The organism is Streptomyces longispororuber (assembly GCF_024448165.1).
Taxonomy (GTDB): domain Bacteria; phylum Actinomycetota; class Actinomycetes; order Streptomycetales; family Streptomycetaceae; genus Streptomyces; species Streptomyces longispororuber_A.
This window is the reverse complement of the sequence record NZ_JAMOLN010000078.1, coordinates 1-20,490: the sequence shown is the minus strand read 5'-3', so window position 1 is coordinate 20,490 and position 20,490 is coordinate 1. Positions and strand designations below refer to the sequence as shown.

Here is a 20,490-nt window from a genome sequence, read left to right as displayed (position 1 = left end):
AGATGGCCGGACGCAGCGGTTCCCCCTCGACCGTCCTCGTCACGGGCGGCGCCGGTTTCATCGGCAGCCACGCCTGCGTCGAACTCCTCGACCACGGCTACGAGGTGATCGTGGTCGACGACTACTCCAACAGCTGCCCGCGGGTGTTCTCGCGGGTGGAGCGGATCGCCGGCCGGTTCGTCGGCGCCGTGTACGAGCTGGACATCCGTGATCGACGCGCCCTCTCGGCCGTCTTCGACCGTCACCCAGTGGACGCCGTCGTGCACTTCGCCGCGCACAAGGCCGTGGGCGAGTCGACCCGGATGCCCGCCGCGTACTACGACACGAACATCGGCGGCACCACCGCCCTGCTGCACGTCATGGACGAACACGGCGTCCGCAGGCTCGTGTTCTCCTCCTCGTGCTCGGTGTACGGCGACGCGGGCGAGGGGCCCCTCGACGAGGCGACCCCGCACCGCCCGACCAACCCGTACGCCGCGTCGAAGTCGGTCTGCGAGACGGTCCTCGCCGACCTGTGCCACGCCGACCGGCGCTGGAGCGTGCTGTGCCTGCGCTACTTCAACCCCGCTGGCGCGCACCCCAGCGGCCTGCTCGGCGAGGACCCGCACGGCACACCGGACAACCTCTTCCCCTACGTCTCCCAGGTCGCCGTGGGCCGCAGACCGCGGCTGCGGGTGTTCGGCTCCGACTACCCGACGCCGGACGGCACCGCGATCCGCGACTACCTGCACGTCATGGACACCGTGGAAGCGCACCGGGTGGCCCTCGACCGGCTCGCCGACGGCCCCGGCATGAAGGTCTTCAACCTCGGCCGGGGACACGGCAGTTCGGTGCTCGACGTGGTCGCCGCCTTCGAACGGGCGAGCGGCCTGACCCTTCCGTACGAGATCACCGGCCGTCGCGCGGGCGACGTGGCCGAACTTGTCGCGGACGCGGGCGCGGTGGCGCGCGCCTGGGGCTGGCGTCCCGTCCGGGACCTGGCCGACATGTGCCGGGACGCCTGGCGTTTCCAGCAGCTCAACCCGCACGGCTACCAGGGCACGCCCCGGCGGCCGGGCCAGCACGACGAAGGAGCAGGACCATGCGGATGACGGTCATCGGCACGGGATACGTCGGCACGGTGCACGCGGCGTGCATGGCCGACATCGGGCACGAGGTGCTCGGCGTGGACATCGACGCCGAGCGGGTCGCGGCCCTGGCGGCGGGCCGTGCCCCGCTGCACGAGCAGGGCCTCGACGCCTTGCTGGCGAGCGGGGTCTCGGCGGGACGGCTGCGGTTCACGACGTCGCTCGCCGAGGCGGCCGCCTTCGCGAACCTCCACTTCATCTGTGTCGGCACGCCCCAGCGCCCGGACGGCGCGGGCGCCGACCTGCGGTACGTGGACTCCGTCGTCGAGGGCATCGGACCGCATCTGCGGCCCGGCGCCCTGGTCGTCGGCAAGTCGACGGTGCCGGTCGGCACGGCCGCCCGGCTCGCCGGTCGGCTCGACGAGCTCGCACCGGGGACGGAGGTCGCGTGGAACCCGGAGTTCCTGCGCGAGGGCTCCGCGGTGCACGACACGATGCGTCCTGAGCGCCTGGTGCTCGGAGTGTCGTCGGACCGGGCGGACGCGCTGCTGCGGGCCGTGTACTGGCCGATGCGGCGCGCCGGGATCCCGGTGTTCAGCACCGACCCGGCGACGGCGGAGCTGGTGAAGGTCGCGTCGAACGCGTTCCTCGCCACCAAGATCTCCTTCGTCAACGCGATGGCGGAGGTCTGCGACGCCGCGGGCGCCGACGTCACGGTCCTGGCGCGGGCGATGGGCGCCGACCCGCGCATCGGCCCGCGGTTCCTCGATCCCGGGCTCGGGTTCGGGGGGAGTTGCTTCCCCAAGGACATCCGGGCGTTCGCGGCCCGCGCCGAGGAGCTGGGCGCCGGGCAGGCCGTGGCCTTCCTGCACGAGGTCGACCGGATCAACACCCGGCAGCGGCGGCGCACCGTCGAGTACGCCCGCCGTCTGCTCGGCGGCACCTTCGCCGGGCGCCAGGTGGGCGTCCTGGGCGCCGCGTTCAAGCCCGGCAGCGACGACGTGCGGGACTCGCCGGCGCTCGCCGTGGCGACCGCCGTGCAGGCGGAGGGCGCGGCCGTCCGCGTCCACGACCCGCAGGCCCTGGACAACGCCCGCGCGGCGTGCCCGGACCTCACGTACACCCTGGACGTCCCGAAGGCGTGCGAGGGCGCGGATCTGGTGCTGCACCTGACGCAGTGGCCCGAGTACCGCGCGATCGATCCCGCCGCCCTGGCCGGTGTCGTCCGCACCCCGCTGATCCTCGACGCCCGCAACAGTCTCGACCCGCGGGCGTGGGGTGCGGCCGGCTGGGCCTTCCGGGCGCTGGGCCGCCCGCTGAGCACCGTGGGAGGTGCGTCATGAGAGTGGTGGTCACGGGAGGCGGCGGGTTCCTCGGCTCCCATCTGTGCGAGGCACTGCTGTACCGCGGCGACACGGTCTGGTGCCTGGACAACTTCTCCACGGGCACCCCGGCGAACGTGACGCATCTGCTGCCCGAGCCGCGGTTCCGGCTGGTGTCGTGCGACGTGACCGAGCCGTTCGAGGTGCCGGGACCGGTGCACGCGGTCGCCCATCTGGCGAGCCCCGCCTCGCCGCCCGACTACCACCGGCTCCCGCTGGAGACCCTGGCCGTCGGCAGCCGCGGCACGGACAACGCGCTGCGCCTCGCGCTCCACCACGACGCGCGCCTCCTGCTGGCGTCGACGAGCGAGGCGTACGGCGACCCCGAGGTGCACCCGCAGCCGGAGGACTACTGGGGCCATGTGAACCCGGTCGGTCCGCGCAGCGTGTACGACGAGGCCAAGCGGTACGCCGAGGCACTCACCATGGCGTACCGGCGCTCGCTCGGCGCGAACACCGGCATCGTGCGGATCTTCAACACCTACGGTCCGCGGATGCGCCCGCACGACGGCCGCGTCGTCTCGACGTTCCTGCGCCAGGCGCTCACCGGACGGCCGCTGACCATCTTCGGCGACGGCGGCCAGACCCGCAGCTTCTGCTACGTCGACGACCTCGTGCGCGGTCTGACGGCGATGCTCGACAGCTGCGCCGCGGGACCGGTGAACCTGGGCAATCCGGCCGAGTTCACCGTCCGGGAGCTGGCCGACCTCGTCCTGCAGGTGACCGGTTCGTCGTCGGCGGTCGAGCACCGGCCGCTGCCGGTCGACGATCCGACCCGGCGCCGCCCCGTCATCGACCTGGCCCGCACCGAACTCGGCTGGGCGCCGTCGATCCCTCTCGAAGACGGACTGCGCCGCACCGTGGCCTGGTCCCGGGCCCGCTCCCGCGCCCGTGAGGTGCGGGCGCGGGAACCCGTGAAGGTGTGAGGGCGATGCGCGGCGCGGCGCTCGCCGTGACGGTGGGCCTGGCCGTGGTGGCGGCCGGGTGCGCGGCCACCCCGCACTACGTGCCGCCCGCGCACACGTACTACGTGGCCCGGGACGGGGACGACGGCGCCGCCGGTACGTCCCCGGGAACGGCCTGGCGCACCCTGGACCGGGCCGACCGGGCGGGCCTCGCGCCCGGTGACCGGCTGCTGCTGGAGGGCGGGGCGCGCTTCACGGGCTCGGTGACCGTCGGACCGAAGGACGCCGGGGACGCCGGCCGTCCGGTCGTCCTCGGGTCGTTCGGCTCGGGCCGCGCCACGATCGACTCCCCCGCGGGACCCGCCGTCTCCGTGTACGACACCGGAGGCGTGCAGGTGCGGGACCTGGAGCTGCGCGGCTCGGGCACCTCTCGCGCGCGCGACGCCGGCCTGAACCTCTACAGCGACCTGGACGGCGGCGACCGGCCCGCCGGAGTCAGCGTCTCCGACGTCGACGTGGCCGGCTTCCGGGTCGGCGTCGCGGTCGGCGCGTCCGCACACGGCGTCGGCTTCCGTGACGTCGCCGTCCGCCGGGCGGCCCTGCACGGCAACACCGACGCGGGCTTCCTGGCGTACGGCCCCGGCTTCAAGCCCGCCCGACCGGTGTACGCGCACGCGGACCTCACCCTCGACTCGGTGACGGCGTACGGCAATCCCGGCGATCCCCGGGCGCACGACCGGCACACCGGGGACGGCATCGTCGTCGGCTCGGTGCGCGGTGCGACGCTGCGGCACGTCGCCGCCCACGACAACGGGGCCCGCGCCGCGAGCGACGCGCCGGAGGGCCCGGTCGGCGTGTGGGCGTACGACGCCACCCGCGTCGTGGTCGAGCACAGCCTCGCCTACCGCAACCACACCGGTTCGGCCGTCGACGGCGCGGGCTTCGGGCTCGACTCGAACGTGTCGGACTCGGCGCTGCGCGGGAACCTGGCGTTCGACAACGACGGTCCCGGCTTCTACGCGTACCAGCGCTGGGTCAACGGGGCGCACCTGCGCAACACGATCAGCCACAACATCAGCGCCGACGACGGCCGCGCGCTGCCCGGGCACGGTGCGATCGCCGTGTACGGCGAGGACATCCGCGACCTGGCCGTCGTGCAGAACACGGTGGTCCTGTCGCGCTCGCCGGCCGGCGCCGGGCCCGCGCTGCGCCTGCAGTCCGGTGAGCGGGGCGTGGTGGTGCGCAACAACCTGCTGGTGACCGGAGACGTCCCGCTGGTCGTCGCCGACCCGGGCCTCGGCCCCTCGAACGTCGCGCTCCAGGGCAACAACTACCGCTCGGCGAAGGGTGATTGGCAGGTGCACTGGGGCGCCGAGCAGTACGGCTCGCTCGCCGCGTGGCAGGCGGCCACCGGGCAGGAGATGCACGGCGGCGGGGCCGTCGGGCTCGACGTCGACCCGTGTCTGGCCGGTGGCGAGCTGCCGCGCATCGCGTCGCCCGACGACGCGCCGCGGGTCGTGCCCACGTGCGACGCGCTCGCCGGGCAGGGCGTCGACCTGCCGCTGCCGGACGGTGCGCCCCCGGCCGGGGGGACCGACTGGTTCGGCCGGTCCTTCGGTGCCGCGCCGCAGGTCGGAGGGGTCGTACCGCGCTGAGATGCAGGGTGCCCGTGCGCGTGCCTACGATCGTTTGAGGAGCGAGGCCCAGGCTCGATGCCTTGCACGCCGCCCGGTGTCCCCGACGCAGGGAGGCGCGTGCCATTGCTGCGAGCACATCGGCTGATGGCCCTCTATGCCGTCCTCGTGGCGGCCGCCACCGCCGTCTACCTCATCGTCCCCGCGATGCACGCGCCCGTGTGGGCGGCGATCGGCTTCGCGTCCGTCGTCGCGGTCCTCGCCGGGGTGCGGATGTACCGGCCCGCGCACCGCTGGCCCTGGTACTTCCTGGCCGGCGCCCTGCTGGCCTTCTCGTTCGGCGACACGTACTACAACGTGCAGGAGCAGTACTTCGCCGCCTCCAACCCGTTCCCCTCCCCGTCCGACGCCTTCTACCTCCTCACGTATCCGCTGTTCGCGGTCGGCCTGTTCGGGCTCGTGCGCTACCGGTGGGCCGGGCGCGACCTGCCCGCGGTGCTCGACGCGATGATCCTCACGGCGGGGCTGGCGCTGCCGGTCTGGGTGTTCCTCGTGCAGCCGCTCACCCTCGCCGACGACATGACGTGGCAGCAGCGCGCCATCAGCGTCGCGTACCCGCTCGGCGACGTCCTGGTCCTGGCGCTGCTCGCGCGGCTCCTCGCGTCGGGCCCCGGTCCGCGCGGCAACCGTTCGGTGCAGCTCCTGGTGGCCGGCACCCTGACGCTGCTCTGCTTCGACATCGCGTACGGCATCCTCCAGCTCAACGGCGCATGGCAGGCGGGCACGCTGCTGGACACCGGCTGGGTCGTGTTCTACACCGCGTGGGGCCTGGCCGCGCTGCACCCGTCGATGGTGGAGCTCACGGCGCAGCAGCCGCGCGAGCCGTCGCTGCTGCCGCCGCGCCTGCGGGTGGTGATGCTGGGCGTCGCGACGCTGATCGCGCCGGCGATCCTGCTGCACGAGGCGCTGTCGGGCACCGCGCACGACGGTGCGGTCATCGCCGCGTTCAGCGCCGTGCTGTTCCTGCTGGTGCTGCTGCGGCTCGGCGGGATGGTGGTCGCGCACCGCAAGGCGGTGGCGCGCGAGCTCGCGCTGCGCACCGCCACCGCGTCCCTGGTGTCGGCCGTGCATCCGCAGGACATCGCCGCGGCCTGCGACACCGCGGTGAGCGCCCTGCTCGGCCCGGGCGTCGCGCACGCGTCGGTCCTGCTGCCGGTGATCAACGACGCCGAGTCGCGCGGCCTGCACGATGCGACCCGGCTGATGCCGGTCGACGAGCTGGAACCCTCCGCCGCGGCCCGGCTGCGAGGCCTGCCGACCGCGCTGGCCTGCCCGATGGTGCCCGCCGACCGGCCGCCCGGCGGCGATCTGCCGGGTGTGCTGGTCGCGGCCGGGCCGCCGAAGCGGCTGGGTGAGATCCAGGGACCGCTGGAGAGCCTGGCCGCGCACGCGGGACTGGCGATGGAACGGATCGCGCTGCGCCAGGAGATCATCCGCCGGGAGAGCGAGGCGTACTTCCGCACGCTGGTGCGCAATGCCTCCGACGTGATCCTGATCGTCGACGAGGACAACACCGTCCGGTACGCGAGCCCGTCCGCGCACGCCGTCTTCCGCGGTGCGCAGCCCGTCGGGGCCGTGCTGCCCGACCTGGTGGGCCCGCGCGACCGGGAGCGGGCCACGCAGGCCCTGGAGGCGCTGCGCGCCGAGGGGGCACCGGAGACCCACGACCACTGGTGGGTCACGCAGGAGGACGGACGCACCGAGGTGGAGGTGCGGTGCAGCGACCTGCGGGACGACCCGACGGTCAACGGGATCGTGGTCACGCTCCGGGACGTCACCGAACAGCGGCAGCTGGAGCACGAGTTGACGCAGCGGGCCTTCCACGACGCGCTGACCGGACTGCCCAATCGGACGCTGCTGCTCGAACGGGTGGAGCGGGCGCTGCTGCGCAGCCGCCGCGAATCCCATCTGACCTGTCTGCTCTTCATCGACCTGGACGACTTCAAGCTGGTCAACGACACCCTCGGGCACCCGGCGGGGGACCTGCTCCTGATGGCGGTCGGTGAGCGGCTCTCGGCGTCGCTGCGCCGCTCGGACACGGCGGCGCGGCTCGGCGGCGACGAGTTCGCCGTGCTGATGGAGGACGCCCGCGACCCGGTCGACGCGGAGCTCCTCGCGGCGCAGGTGCTGCAGACCCTGAGCCGGCCGATCCGGCTCCTGGAGGACGCGGTGAGCGTGTCCGCGAGCATCGGGGTGGCCACCGCCCTGGACAGTTCCAACGCCGACGAGCTCCTGCAGCACGCGGATCTCGCCCTGTACGCGGCGAAGGCGGCGGGCAAGCGGCAGTGGCGCCGCTTCAAGCCGCCGCTGCACGAGCGCGTGGTGCGCCGCCACGAGTTGCAGGCCCGGCTGGACACGGTGGTCGGCGAGGGCGCGTTCGCACTGCGCTACCAGCCGGTCGTGGACCTCGCGACGGACCAGGTCGTCGGCTTCGAGGCGCTGGTGCGCTGGCCCGACGACCCGCGCGGGACGGTGCCGCCCGAGCAGTTCGTGGCGCTCGCCGAGGAGACCGGGCACATCGCGTCGCTGGGCGCGTGGGTGCTGCGCAACGCGACGGCGGGCGCCGCCCGGCTGCAGGCCGTGACGCCCGCCGCGCCGCCGTACGTCAGCGTGAACGTATCGGCGCGGCAGTTCCGCGAGGCCGACTTCGTCGACCAGGTGCGGGCCGCGCTCGACACTCCGGGCCTCGCCCCCGGATCGCTCCAGCTGGAGCTCACGGAAACCGTGTTGATGCGCCGCGACCAGCAGATCGACACGGTCGTGCAGGAGGTGAAGGACCTCGGGGTGCGGATCGCCGTCGACGACTTCGGCACGGGCTTCTCCAGCCTCGGGTACCTGCGCGAGTTCCCCATCGACGTCCTGAAGATCGACAAGTCGTTCATCGACGACATCACGTCCGACACCCGGCAGGTGGCGCTGGTCGAGGGCATCGTGCGGATCGCCCGCACCCTCGGCCTCTCGGTCATCGCCGAGGGCATCGAGGACCCGGCGCAGCGCACGCTGCTGGCCGGGATGGGCTGCCGGTTCGGGCAGGGCTTCCTCTTCGCCCGCCCGCTCACCCCCGAGCACGCCCTGACGCTGCTCGACCGCCCCGCACCGAAGGAGACGACGGCCATGAGCGATGCGGCACCCGAGCCCCCGGGAGTGCGGCGCGATCCGCGCTGGGGCGACCTGGAGCGGCTGCGCCGCACCAACCCGATGAGCGACGCCGTCCTCGACGAGGTGCGCGGCCGGCACATCCGCAGCGGAGACCACTGGCTGATCGACTTCGCGTCCTGCAACTACCTCGGGTTCGACCGGGATCCGGAGATCATGGCGGCGATCGGCCCGGCGGTCGAGCGGTGGGGCACCCACCCCAGCTGGTCCCGGCTGCTGGGCAGTCCGCGGCTGTACCCGGACATCGAGGAGCGGCTCGCGGACCTGCTGGGCGCGCCGGACACGCTGCTGCTGCCGACGGCGACCCTCATCCACGCTTCGGTGATCCCGGTCCTGGCGGGCCAGGGCCAGGTGTTCGTGGAGGCCACCGCGCACCGCACGGTCTACGACGGCTGTGTCGCGGCGCGCGGACAGGGCGCGACACTGCACCGCTTCCACGCGGAGCGGCCCGACGAACTGGAGTCGCTGCTGCGCTCGGTGCCGGCGGGCGTGTCCCGGCTCGTCTGTCTCGACGGCGTCAACAGCATGAGCGGCAACCTGCCCGACCTGCCGGGCCTGGCCCGGCTGTGCCGGTCGTTCGAGGCGACCCTCTACATCGACGACACGCACGGCTTCGGCGTGATCGGGGAGCGCGGGGCCACGGAGCCGTGCCCGTACGGCTCCCGCGGCAACGGCGTCGTACGGCACCTCGGGGAGACGTACGACGGGATCGTGCTGGTCGGCGGCTTCTCCAAGGCATACTCCTCGCTGCTGGCCTTCCTGGCGCTGCCGACCTGGCTGAAGGACCACCTCAAGACGTCGGCGGCGCCCTACCTGTACTCGGGGCCCTCGCCCACCGCGTCGCTGGCGACGGCGCTGGCGGGGCTCGAGGTGAACGAGCGGCGCGGCGACGCGATCCGGGCCGACCTCCACGCCCGGACGAAACGGGTCCTCGACCATGTGCACGCGCTCGGCCTGGAGACCCTCAACCGCGACGAACTGCCCATCGTCGAGATCCCGTTGGGCCAGGCGTCGGACGTGGACGCGGTGGCCCGCTTCCTGTGGGACAGCGGGATCTACGTGACGGTGGCGGCGTATCCGCTGGTGCCGCACGACCGGGTAGGGTTCCGCATCCAGCTCACGGCGCTCAACTCCGACGAGGACATCGACCGGCTGAACGCGACGCTGACCCGCCTCAAGGAGCGGTTCCCGATGCGGGTGCGGAAGTGAACGGGCCGTGCCGGGGCCGACGTTCAACGACGACGTGGACTGGGACGGCTGGCCCGTCGACGCCTATCTCGCCGAGAACTACCGCGAGCTGCACCCCTCGGACGCGGCCGTCCTGGCCCACCACAGCGCCTGCTACCTGAGCCTGCCGGCGGGCGCGGTGCAGCGGGCGGTGGAGTTCGGGGCCGGGCCCAATCTGTACCCGCTGATGCTGGGCGCCGCGGTCTGCCGACGGGTCGACGCGGTGGAGGCCGGGGCAGCCAACGTGGCTTATCTCAGGCGGCAGTTGACGCAGGGCCCCGATCCGAGCTGGGGCCCCTTCCACGCGCTGGCCCGGAAGCTCGATCCGCGGCTGCCCGCCTCCCCGGCCGGCGCGCTCGCCCATGTACGGGTGGTCCACGGCGACGTGCGTGCGCTGGTGCCGGGCCGGTACGGGCTCGCGTCGATGAACTTCGTCGCGGAGGGCGTCACGGAGGACCTCGACGAGTTCGGGGCGCTGTGCACGTGCTTCGCCCGCTGTGTCGCGCCCGGCGGGCGGCTGATCGCCGCGTTCATGGAGAACATGCCGACGTACCGGATCGGCGGGACGACCGTCTGGCCGGGCTGTCCGGTGGACGTGCCGGCCGTACGCTCCGTCTTCGCGCCCCTGACGAGGGAGCTGACGGTGACGCGGATCGACGCGGACCCGACGCTGCCGGACTACGGGGACTCCGGCATGGTGCTCCTGTCGGCCGTCACCCGGTGAGCCGGGGTTCGTCCAGGGCGAGCGCCGTCGTGACGAGGGCGAGCTGGGCCGGGGCGCTCGGTGCGTTCCCGAGGCGTCGCCCGGTGCCGGGGTCCCAGCGCTCGGCGAGCAGTCCCACGTCGCTGCGGGCGGCGAGGACCCGCTCGAACGCGGCCCGTGCCGCGCCACGACGGCCGAGGCCGGCCAGCACCCGGATGCGCCGCAGCTCCTCGGTCACCGGCGGCGCGGCACCTCGGGGGCCGTCGAGGGCCGCGCGCACGCGCGGGTGGGAGGCGGGATGGAAGCCCACGTCGGCCATCCGCAGGGCGGTCCCGCGGGGCAGGGCCCCGAGGGCCTCCAGGTGGCCGCGGATCTCCGCGCGCAGCGCGCTCCACGGCGTCGTGTCGTCGCGCCGGTCGAGCTCCCGGGCCATGCGCAGGCCGCGGTCCACGGCCACCCACGCCATGAGGGCCTCGTCGGCGGGCACCCGTACCACTGGGCGCCGCCAGGCCGGCTCGACGGTCCGGGTCAGATCCGCCACGAACCGGCCCGACCCCAGCCCCGGCATCGGCAGCCCGGCGTCGAGCGCCACCCGGAGGGCGTCCAGGACCTCGCCGTAGGCCGCGAAGCGGAACCGGCCGGCCGTCGCGTCGCCGAACCGCACCGGCCGCCCGCCGAACCAGGCCGCGTCGGTCTGCCGCAGCCGCCGCTCCCCCGCGATCCCGTAGACCGCCTGCAGTCCGCCGGGGTCGCCCGCGGCGGCTCGCAGCAGCCAGTCGAGGCGGTGGGTCGCCTCGGTCCGCAGCCCGCAGCGCAGCAGGGTGCCGAGGGCGGGCCCGAAGCCGTCGAGCCCGCAGCTGCGGCCGTCGCCGTCGTGCTCGCCGTCCGGCCCGTGGGGCACCGACGTCGTGGCCGCGGTGAGCACGGCGCCCGTCGGGGCGTGGGTGAGCGCCTTCCACGTGATCAGGGACCGCAGCACGGCCGGCCGCCAGGGCCCCTCGTACGCGCACCGCGCGGACCAGCGCCGCCAGAAGGCGACGGTCTCCTTGAGCAGCGTCTGCGCCGGCACGGTCAGCTCGGCCGGGGGTTCGGCCAGGTGGGAGGGGGCCCAGACCAGGGTGAGGGCGCAGCGCTGGCCGGGGGCGAGGACGGTGTCGAGGGTGGCGGTGCCGGTGGCCGGATCGAGGGACTCGTGGGCGGGACCGTCGGCGCGCACCCACACCGCGTCGGGTCCGGCGACGGCGACCGTGCACGGCCCCACGGAGCGCAGCCAGGGCACGATCCGCCCCTGGTGGAAGCGGAGCCGCAGCACGCTGCGCACCGGGACGGCGCCCCGGATCCCCTCGACCCGGCGGACCAGGCAGGGGCGGGTGGCGCGCGGTGGCATGAAGTCGGTGATCCGCACCGCGCCGTCCGGTGTCTGCCAGACGGTGTCCAGGACGAGGGTGCCGGGGCGGTAGGCGCGGTGCGCGCGGGCGCCGACGGCGCGGGGAGCGAGCCGCCAGGAGCCGTTGGCCGGGGTGCCGACGAGCGCGGCACAGGCGGCGGGCGAGTCGAAACGGGGCAGGCACAGCCAGTCGACGGACCCGTCCCTGCCGACCAGCGCGGCAGTCTCCAGGTCCCCGAGAAGGGCGTGGTCCTCGATACGGAGATCCATGATCGGAACTACGCCGCCGTACACAGAGCCGCACTTTCAGGATAGGCTCATTTGTCCGTATTGCGGCAGAATTTCTTCTTGCTGCTTCCGCAGTACGGGCACAGCCCACGACCACGGACAGAGGACCTCGGATGCGCGCTCGTCACGTCACGGCGGCCACGGTGGCCGCTCTCGCCCTGACCGCCCTCGCCGTCCCCGCCTCCTGGGCGGCGGCCGACGCCACCCCCGCGGCGCTGCCACGGTGCGCCGAGAAGGACCTGACCGTGCGGGCCGGGCTCTCCGACGACACCGAGGGCGTCCTGGACCTCAGCGTGCGCAACGACGCGGCGAAGGCCTGCCTCGTCGACCGGGTCCCGACCGTCGTGTACGGCGATCTGGACGGCGCGGCACTGCCGCTGCCGACGGTGCCGCACGGCGGGTACACCCTGGGCGCGCACGACACCGCGTACGCGGCCGTCCGCTCGGTCTCCGACTCCGCCGACGCCGCGAAGGAGGCCCGCACCGTCATGTACGTGACGGTCTCCGCGGTCCCCGACCACGACGGCCGCCGCTTCCCCGCGCTGAACCTCGGCGCCCCGGCCGGGGTCCAGGTGTGGGAGCCGGTGACGACGCTCTGGCAGTCGTCACCGGCACGGGCCGAGCAGGTCCTCGCCGAGCAGGTCAGCGGCCAGGGCAAGCTCGCCGTCTGACCCCACCCGGCCCCGTCCGGTCCCGTCAGCCCTTCTGCTCCACGCGCACCCAGTCGACGTCCGCCCGCACGCCGCCGCGGGCGACCGCGTCGACGCTGGACTGCGGCAGGCCCCAGTACGGCTGGGTGACCTTGTTCCAGCCGGCCGGGTAGGCGCCGCCGAGCGCGAGGTTGAGGATCAGGTACTGGTCGTGGTCGAAGACCCACTGGCCGCGCGTGGACTCCAGCTTGGTGCGGGAGGTGTACTGCACGAGCTTGTCGTCGACGGTGAAGCGCATCCCGGTCGGCGTCCACTCCACCGCGTAGGTGTGCCACTGGTCGGCGCGGCCGCCGTCGGGATAGTGCTGGAGCGCGCCGATGTTGCCGTCGGCCGAGTAGCCGGGGCCGTGCAGCGAGGTGCTGGTCCAGTCGCCGTAGCCGATGTTCTCCATGATGTCCGTCTCGCCGGAGGCCGGCCAGGACACGGACGGGTCGTCGACGTCGCTGCCGAGCAGCCAGAAGGCAGGCCAGAACCCGTCCCCCACCGGCAGTTTCATCCGCGCGCTCACCTTCCCGTACCGGAAGTCGAGCTTGGTGTGGGTGTCGATGCGCCCCGACGTGAAGTCGTAGGTGCCACCACCCGCCTGCGTGCAGCCCTTGCAGTACTTCGCGGCGAGGACCAGGCTGCCGTTCTCCGTGCGGACGGTGTCGGTGGAGTCGACGTACGCCTGGGACTCGCCGTTGACCGGCCCCATCTCCGAACCGGTCCTGACCACCCGCCACTTGGCGCGGTCGAGCGCGCCACCGGTGAAGTCGTCGAAGAACGTCGTGCGGTACGCCCCCGACTGCTCGCCCGGCAGCGCCGGGTAGGCGGCGTCCGCGCTTCCCCCGGTGCCCCACACCTCGAACTCGTAGAGGGAGTAGCCGAACTGGGCGGTGGCCGGGGCCGGGTTGTAGAAGGAGCGGCGCTCCTTGCCGAGCATGCGGACGTAGCGGCCGGTGGCGGGGGTGGGCAGCTTCACGGTGTCGCGGCGGCCGGCCGCCTCGCCCGGGGACTTGATGTCGGCGCGCCGGGCGGCCACGTCGTCGGCGCTCGGCCGGTACACGGTGCGCCAGGTCCTGTTGTCGTCGGACACCTGGAGTTCGTAGTCGACGGCGTAGGCGGCCTCCCAGTACAGGTCGACGGTGTCGATGGTCGAGGTCGCGCCCAGGTCGACGGCGACCCAGCGGTCCGCGTTCCAGTCGCTCGACCAGCGGCTCTGGTCGGCCTTGAGGTCGGCGGGTCTGCCGCCGTCGGTGACGAACGCCGGTGAGTTCCCGGCGTGTTGGTAGTAGTTGCTGTACGCGGGGTGGTGCAGGGCGAGGTTGGTGCGGGTCGTCGAGGCGGGGGCGGGCGTGCCGCCGTAGACCTTGAACGAGTACAGGGAGTACCCGTAGGGCGTGGCGCGTTCGACGCCGCGCAGGCGGACGTAGCGGCCGGTCACCTCCTGCGGGTAGGTGTGCGCGGTGACGCTGCCGCCGGTGCCGGCGTCCTCCGTGTAGAAGGGCTGCCAGTCGGTGCCGTTCTTCGAGACCTCCAGGACGTACTGCTTGCCGTAGGCGGCCTCCCAGTCGAGGGTCACGCGGTCGACGCGCACGGTCGCGCCGAGGTCGACGCGCAGCCATGCCGAGTCCGAACTCTCGCTGGACCAGCGGGAGTCCGGGTCGGCGTCGACCGCCTCACCGGGTCCGGTGGCGGCGTTCTCGCTGCCGGACGCGGTGACGGACGCGGGGTCGGCGGCGTACGCGGCCGCCGCCAGGTCGGTGTTCCAGTCGGGGGCCGCCGCGGCGGCCGGAGGGGCGAGTGAGGTGGCCAGGGCGGCCAGGGTCGCGGTGATGCTGAGCAGGAGGAGGGGGCGGCGCATGGCGTCTCCTTCACGACGTGACGGAAGGAGAGCGCTCCGGTGGCGGAACGTAGAGGGCGGCCCCTCGCGTGTCAACGGGGGCCGGTGGGGCGAGGGCGAAGAAATCGCTTTCCATAACTTCCTGAAGTCCCAACTGGCCGTTACGGGCGATTTATTGACACTCAGTCCCCTGGATTCTCGCGAACTTCCGTCACAACTCTTGACGCTCGATTCACACACCTGAAGCATGCGTCGCCAGGAGAGCGCTCCCACACCCCCACTCGTTCACTTCATGAACCAGGAGAGCCGCTGTGCCCCACCTCCCCACGCCCCTGTCCCGACTGTCCCGACGCCGAGTCCTCGGCGCGGCCGCCGCGTCCGCGGTCCTGCCCGCCCTCGGCGCGGCCACCGCGTCGGCCGCGCCCGCGGCGCCCGCCGCCGCCAAGCCCCGCAAGGCGCTGGCCGGCGGCGGCGACCTCGGCCCCAACGTGATCGTGTTCGACCCGTCCACACCCGGCATCCAGGCCAAGCTGGACGAGGTCTTCAAGCAGCAGGAGTCGGCGCAGTTCGGCGCCGGCCGCTACCAGCTGCTCTTCAAGCCCGGCACCTACAACGGGCTCAACGCCCAACTGGGCTTCTACACCTCGATATCCGGGCTCGGCCTCTCCCCCGACGACACCACGATCAACGGGGACGTGACGGTCGACGCGGGCTGGTTCAACGGCAACGCCACGCAGAACTTCTGGCGTTCGGCGGAGAACCTGGCGCTGGTCCCGGTGAACGGGACCAACCGGTGGGCGGTCGCCCAGGCCGCCCCGTTCCGCCGGATGCACGTGCGTGGCGGACTCAACCTCTCGCCCGACGGCTACGGCTGGGCCAGCGGCGGCTACATCGCCGACAGCCGCATCGACGGCAGCGTCGGACCGTACTCGCAGCAGCAGTGGTACACCCGCGACTCGTCGGTGGGCGGCTGGCTCAACGCCGTCTGGAACATGGTCTTCTCCGGTGTCGAGGGCGCTCCCGCGCAGAGCTTCCCCGACCCGCCGTACACCACCCTCGACACGACGCCGGTCTCCCGCGAGAAGCCCTTCCTGTACCTGGACGGCGCCGACTACAAGGTCTTCCTGCCGGAGAAGCGGACGAACGCCCGCGGCACGACCTGGGGCAACGGCACCCCGCGCGGCACCTCGCTCCCGCTGGACCAGTTCTACGTGGCCAAGCCCGGCGACAGCGCCGCCACCCTCAACGCGGCGCTCGGCCAGGGCCTCCACCTCCTGCTGACGCCCGGCGTCTACCACCTGGACGCGCCGGTCCGGGTGGACCGGGCGGGCACGGTCGTCCTCGGCCTCGGCTACGCGACCCTCGTGCCGGACGGCGGGGCGACCGCGGTGCAGGTCGCCGACGTGGACGGGGTGCGGCTCGCCGGGTTCCTCGTCGACGCGGGGACCGTCAACTCCGCCACCCTGATCGAGGTCGGCCCGCAGGGCGCCTCCGCCGACCACTCCGCCGACCCGATCACCGTGCAGGACGTCTTCGTGCGGATCGGCGGCGCGGGCGCGGGCAAGGCGACCACCAGCATGGTGATCAACGCACGGCACACCATCGTCGACCACACCTGGGTGTGGCGCGCCGACCACGGCGACGGCGTCGGCTGGGAGACCAACCGCGCCGACTACGGCGTCGTCGTCAACGGCGACGACGTGCTCGCCACGGGCCTGTTCGTGGAGCACTTCAACAAGTACGACGTGCAGTGGAACGGCGAGCGCGGGCGCACGATCTTCTTCCAGAACGAGAAGGCGTACGACGCGCCGAACCAGGCGGCGATCCAGAACGGGAACACCAAGGGCTTCGCCGCCTACAAGGTCGCCGACTCCGTGACGACGCACGAGGGCTGGGGACTCGGCTCGTACTGCTACTACAACGTGGACCCGACGATCGTCCAGGGACACGGGTTCGCCGCACCGAACACGCCCGGGGTGAAGTTCCACGACCTGCTGGTCGTGTCCCTGGGCGGCCAGGGCCAGTACGAGCACGTCGTCAACGACATCGGGGCCGCCACGTCGGGCACCTCGACCGTGCCGTCAACGGTGGTGTCGTACCCCTGACGGCCGGGGCCGCGCCCTGATCAGCGAGTCGTCGTGGACCCGCGCGCCGGGCAGCCGGTGCCGGGCCGCGACGAGGGCCGCGTCGACGTCACCGGTGCCGGTGGCGACGCAGAGCGAGTAGGCGATGTCCGCCATGCGGCGCCTGGCGTCCGGGCGGCCGCCCGCCGCGTCGAGCGTGCTGAGCGTCTCGTACTGGCGGACCAGATCGGTCAGCACGGCGGGGTGGGCCAGCAGCATGGATACGGGCTCCTTCTCGTCGGGGCCGGTGCGGTCCCCCACCGGCTGCCCCTCCTGCCCGAGGTCAAACAGGCCGTCGGACAGGCGGGGCGGGCGGGGCGTTCAGTACGCCGCGGTGAACCGGGCCCGGTGGTGCTTGGGCCGCTCGGCCTCGTCGAGCAGGGCCAGCGCGAAGTCCTCCATGGAGATCGCCGAGACGCCGTCGGCGTCGACGACCAGTTCGTCGGCGCCGAGCCGGTAGGACCCGGTGCGCACGCCCGGCTCCAGTTCGGCCGCCGGCGCGGCGTAGGCCCAGTCGACGTCGCGGGCCGTGGCAAGCAGGGCCTCGTACTGTGCGTTGCAGGCGAGGGCGATGGGCCGCAGGAGATCCGGGAAGCCGGGGGCGTCGACGAGGCTCGTGCCGGTGCCCGGCACGGTGAGGCCCGCGGCGCCGCCGACGAGCAGCAGCCGCACTCCGGTGGCGTGCAGTCCGCTCAGCAACGCCTCGGTGGCGGCGACGAGTTCGGGTTCTCTGCCGGGTGCCGGGCGGGTCGCGGAGACGACCAGGTCCTGGCCCGCGGCGAGGGCGGCGACGGACCGCGGGTCCGCGGCGTCGCCGGTCCGCGGCGTGGCGCCTGCGGGCAGGTCCGTGGCGCGGGCCGGGTCGCGGACGACCGCGGTGACCCGGTGGCCGCGGGCGAGTGCCTCGGCGACGACGCGACGTCCGACGTTTCCGGCGGCTCCGAAGACGGTGATGTTCATGGGTGACGCTCCTTGTGATCGATGGGGGGACGACGGGAATCGGGCGGGACAACGGGGCCGGGGTCAGCGGGTGCGTTCCCAGGCCCAGACGGTGAGGGCGCCCGCGGCGAGGGCCGCGCCCAGGGTGCTCACGCCGGTCCAGCCGGCGGCGGCCCAGACGACGGCGGCGAGCGCGGAACCGATCGCGCCGCCGAGGAAGAAGCTCGTCATGAACGCGGAGTTGATGCGGCTGCGGGCCTCGGGGCGCAGTGCGTACAGCACGGTCTGGCTGCTGTTGAGGACGGCCTGCTGCCCGACGTTGAGGACGACGACGCCGATCGCGAGCCAGAGCAGGGAGCTCTGCCCGGCGAGCAGCAGCAGCCAGCCGGTGACCAGCAGGGCGGCCCCGCCACCGGTGACCTTCTGTGCGTGCCCGCGGTCGCCGAGCCGGGCCGCGAAGGTCATCGTCACCACGCCCACGGCTCCGACCAGGCCGAACAGGCCGATGGCGGGCGCGGACCAGTGGTAGGGGGAGCCCGACAGCAGGAAGGTGAGCGCGGTGAGCTGGACGCTGTACGAGGCGAGAGAGAGGGCACCGAGCAGGGCGCGGCGGCGCAGCACCGGCTCCTCGCGCAGCAGGGCGAGCGTGGAGCGGAGCAGGGCCGGGTAGCGGAGTTCCGCGGTGACCGCGAGCTGGGGCAGCTTGCGGTGCAGGACGACGGCGGCGACCGCCATGAGCACGGCGAGGACCCAGTACGCGGTGCGCCAGCCGCCCAGTTCGGACAGTCCGCCCGCGGCGGTGCGGGCCAGCAGTCCGCCGAGCAGGACGCCCGACATGACGACGGCGACGACCCGGCCGCGGGTGTCGGCGGAGGCGAGGGCGGCGGCGTGGGCGACGATGACCTGGGCGCCGACCGAGGTGAGGGCGGCGAGGACCGTGCCCACGAGGAGGACGGGGCCGCTGGGTGCCAGCGCGGAGACGGTGAGGAAGAGCGCGGTGGCGGAGAACAGCAGCACGGTGAGCCTGCGGCGGTCCATCACGTCGCCGAGCGGGATCAGGAGCATCAGGCCGAGCGCGTATCCGGCCTGCGACGCGGTGACCATGAGGCCCGCGAGGACGCTGCCGAGGTGCAGGTCCCGGGAGATCAGGTCGAGCAGCGGCTGGGCCACGTAGTTGCCGGCGCAGGACAGGCCGGTGGCGACGGCCATGAGGAGGAGCAGGCTCCTGCGGGGGTCGGTGGCGCCGCTCGGAGTCGTCGGCTGCTGCTGGGCCGTTCCCGGCCGAATTCCCGTCTGTGTCATGGCAGTCAGCCTGCGCCCACCACCAACGATGAGTCCAACACATCCTTGTCATCCCAACGATCGCGAAGCACGATGGACGGCATGGAGCTGCAGCAGATGCGCTATGTCGTCGCCGTCGCCGAGACCGGCGGGTTCACCCGGGCCGCCGAGCGGTGTCTGGTCGTGCAGTCGGCGCTCAGCCATCAGATCGGGAAGCTGGAGAAGGAGCTCGGCGCGCGGCTCTTCGAGCGGACCAGCCGCAGGGTGGCGCTCACCGCCGCGGGCGAGGCGTTCCTGCCCGCGGCCCGGCAGGCGCTGGAAGCAGCGGAGCGGGCCAGGGCGGAAGTCGCCGCGGCCACCGGGGAGATCAGGGGCCGGCTGGCCATGGGGGCGATCGCCACGGTCACGGCGGTCGACGTGCCGGGCCTGATGCGGGCGTACCACGACCGCTATCCGCAGGTGACGATGCGGCTCGTCGACGGGATGAGCGAGGCGCTGGTGCGCGGGGTCCGGGAGGGCGAGCTCGATCTGGCCTTCCTGGGCGTCCAGCCGTCGTTCCGCACGGACGATCCGGGGCTGGGCAGCCGGACGCTGGTGGTCGACCGGCACGTCGCGGTGGTCGCTCCCGACCATCCGCTGGCGGGCCGGGCGGGCGGCGATCCGGTGCCGCTGGAGCGGCTCGCCGGCGAGGAGTGGGTGGACTTCCCCGCGGGGCTCGCGGCGCGGCTGCAGAGCGACGAGGCGTTCCAGGCCGCCGGGTTGCGCCGCGAGGTGGCGTTCGAGGCCAAGGGCCTCGGGTTCCTCGCCGACCTGGTGCGCGGCGGGCTCGGGATCGCGCTGCTGCCGTCCCGGCTGCTGCCGCAGCTGCCGGGACTCGCGGTGGTGCGGGTGGCCGGCGGGCCCGTGCGCGAGGAACGCCTGGTGTGGAGCGAGACGCGTCGCTCGCCGGCCGCCGCGGCGTTCCTGGACTCCGTGCCGGACGCCGCGGGGCGGACGGGAGCCTGACGGCAGACCCTGGGGTCTGCCGTCGAACTCCCGTCGTCGCCCGAAGGGCGGCCCCGCGGTGTCTGGTGCGTGCCAGGCGCCGCGGGGCAGACGGGAGTTCGACGACAGCCCCTAGGCCGCCGCCTCCACCGCGAGGAGCGAGGCGTCGTCCTGGAGGCGGCCCTGGGCGTGGTGCAGCAGGTCGGCGGCGAGGCCGGCGGTGAAGGAGGCGAGCGGTACCGTGCTGATCTCGGCGGCGCGCTCGGCGAGCGGGTAGAAGGTGCCGGTGGCGTCCCGGGCCTCGGTGACGCCGTCCGTGTGCAGGAGCATGCGGTCCCAGGCGGTCCTGGGTATCGGCTGGGCCGCGCACCAGCCCTGGGCGAGGTCGAGCAGTCCGAGCGGCGGCGCCGGTGCGGGCACCGCGGCCGGGACCGCGCCGCCGCCGCGGATGAGAAGCGGCGGGGGATGGCCGCAGCAGACGAGTTCGGCGGAGCCGTCCGGCGCGATGGTGACGAGGGTCGCCGTGATGAACCGGTCGGGCTCGTCCGAGTGCGCGACGAGCGTGTGCAGCCGCACGGCGAGGACCTCCAACGACCGCTGCTGCGCGGCGGTTTCGCGCCAGGCGTGCAGCAAGGCGTCGGCGGTGCGGGACAGTTCGGGGCCCTTGCCCATCACGTCGCCGATGAGCAGCCGGGTGCCGAAGGGCGTGTCGACGACGCCGTGCACGTCGCCGCCACCGTCGTACGCGCCGCCCGGCGTGATCCGGCGGGCGCTGACGCTGAGGGTGCCGACGGTTTCCGGAAGCGCGGTGGCCGACGGCGG

General features: G+C 73.6%; 15 protein-coding genes. 9 read left to right on the top strand and 6 right to left on the bottom strand.

Translation table 11 applies throughout. The annotated features are described in order from the left end of the window. Window positions 1-2 precede the first annotated feature (2 nt). The 6 genes from galE (at window position 3) to M4J07_RS22090 (ending at window position 10,155) form a co-directional block, all read left to right on the top strand. Window positions 3-1,091, top strand: coding sequence for a UDP-glucose 4-epimerase GalE (galE, locus tag M4J07_RS22115; RefSeq protein WP_255974575.1), 1,089 nt, complete (start codon window positions 3-5; stop codon window positions 1,089-1,091). Continuing rightward, window positions 1,082-2,410, top strand: a complete 1,329-nt coding sequence (locus M4J07_RS22110; protein ID WP_255974573.1) for a UDP-glucose dehydrogenase family protein — start codon at window positions 1,082-1,084, stop codon at window positions 2,408-2,410. Before galE ends, M4J07_RS22110 begins: the two co-directional genes overlap by 10 nt. Beyond that, window positions 2,407-3,375, top strand: a complete 969-nt coding sequence (locus tag M4J07_RS22105; protein WP_255974571.1) for a UDP-glucuronic acid decarboxylase family protein — start codon at window positions 2,407-2,409, stop codon at window positions 3,373-3,375. Before M4J07_RS22110 ends, M4J07_RS22105 begins: the two co-directional genes overlap by 4 nt. 5 nt (window positions 3,376-3,380) lie before the next feature. Continuing rightward, window positions 3,381-5,009 (top strand): right-handed parallel beta-helix repeat-containing protein, encoded by a 1,629-nt coding sequence (locus M4J07_RS22100; RefSeq protein ID WP_255974569.1) that lies wholly within the window; start codon window positions 3,381-3,383, stop codon window positions 5,007-5,009. A gap of 105 nt (window positions 5,010-5,114) precedes the next feature. Then, complete coding sequence (locus M4J07_RS22095; protein WP_445276302.1) at window positions 5,115-9,413, top strand: aminotransferase class I/II-fold pyridoxal phosphate-dependent enzyme; 4,299 nt, start codon at window positions 5,115-5,117, stop codon at window positions 9,411-9,413. A 7-nt stretch (window positions 9,414-9,420) separates the two neighbouring features. Then, window positions 9,421-10,155 (top strand): class I SAM-dependent methyltransferase, encoded by a 735-nt coding sequence (locus M4J07_RS22090; RefSeq protein WP_255974567.1) that lies wholly within the window; start codon window positions 9,421-9,423, stop codon window positions 10,153-10,155. Here the strand turns inward: M4J07_RS22090 and M4J07_RS22085 are convergent. Continuing rightward, a complete protein-coding gene (locus tag M4J07_RS22085; RefSeq protein WP_255974565.1) occupies window positions 10,145-11,791 on the bottom strand; it encodes a glycoside hydrolase family 15 protein in 1,647 nt (548 codons plus the stop codon). The genes M4J07_RS22090 and M4J07_RS22085 overlap by 11 nt on opposite strands. A gap of 131 nt (window positions 11,792-11,922) precedes the next feature. Here M4J07_RS22085 and M4J07_RS22080 point away from each other — a divergent pair, with 131 nt between their 5' ends. Then, window positions 11,923-12,480, top strand: a complete 558-nt coding sequence (locus M4J07_RS22080) for a DUF4232 domain-containing protein (protein WP_255974563.1) — start codon at window positions 11,923-11,925, stop codon at window positions 12,478-12,480. Between the two features lie 25 nt (window positions 12,481-12,505). On the opposite strand, the gene M4J07_RS22075 is transcribed toward M4J07_RS22080, so the two are convergent. After that, entirely contained in the window at window positions 12,506-14,362 is a 1,857-nt protein-coding gene (locus M4J07_RS22075) for a discoidin domain-containing protein (protein ID WP_255974561.1), read from the bottom strand. Between the two features lie 290 nt (window positions 14,363-14,652). On the opposite strand from M4J07_RS22075, the gene M4J07_RS22070 reads away from it, so the two are divergent. Continuing rightward, the gene (locus M4J07_RS22070) at window positions 14,653-16,446 is read left to right on the top strand and encodes a coagulation factor 5/8 type domain-containing protein (protein WP_255974559.1); all 1,794 of its coding nucleotides are present in this window, start codon (window positions 14,653-14,655) and stop codon (window positions 16,444-16,446) included. On the opposite strand, the gene M4J07_RS22065 is transcribed toward M4J07_RS22070, so the two are convergent. The 3 genes from M4J07_RS22065 to M4J07_RS22055 form a co-directional block, all read right to left on the bottom strand. Next, window positions 16,423-16,725 carry a DUF5133 domain-containing protein gene (locus M4J07_RS22065; RefSeq protein WP_374215066.1) on the bottom strand — a complete coding sequence of 101 codons (303 nt, stop codon included), beginning with the start codon at window positions 16,723-16,725 and terminating at the stop codon, window positions 16,423-16,425. The genes M4J07_RS22070 and M4J07_RS22065 overlap by 24 nt on opposite strands. Window positions 16,726-16,785: 60 nt before the next feature. Beyond that, entirely contained in the window at window positions 16,786-17,424 is a 639-nt protein-coding gene (locus M4J07_RS22060) for an NAD(P)-dependent oxidoreductase (protein WP_255974557.1), read from the bottom strand. Between the two features lie 63 nt (window positions 17,425-17,487). Then, window positions 17,488-18,705 carry an MFS transporter gene (locus M4J07_RS22055; RefSeq protein ID WP_255974555.1) on the bottom strand — a complete coding sequence of 406 codons (1,218 nt, stop codon included), beginning with the start codon at window positions 18,703-18,705 and terminating at the stop codon, window positions 17,488-17,490. A gap of 81 nt (window positions 18,706-18,786) precedes the next feature. Between M4J07_RS22055 and M4J07_RS22050 the strand changes: the two genes are divergently transcribed. After that, window positions 18,787-19,689: a LysR family transcriptional regulator gene (locus M4J07_RS22050; protein WP_255974553.1), complete on the top strand. Its 903-nt coding sequence runs from the start codon at window positions 18,787-18,789 to the stop codon at window positions 19,687-19,689. Window positions 19,690-19,800: 111 nt separating this feature from the next. On the opposite strand, the gene M4J07_RS22045 is transcribed toward M4J07_RS22050, so the two are convergent. After that, the coding region (locus tag M4J07_RS22045) for a PP2C family protein-serine/threonine phosphatase (protein WP_255974551.1) at window positions 19,801-20,490 on the bottom strand (690 nt) is incomplete at its 5' end.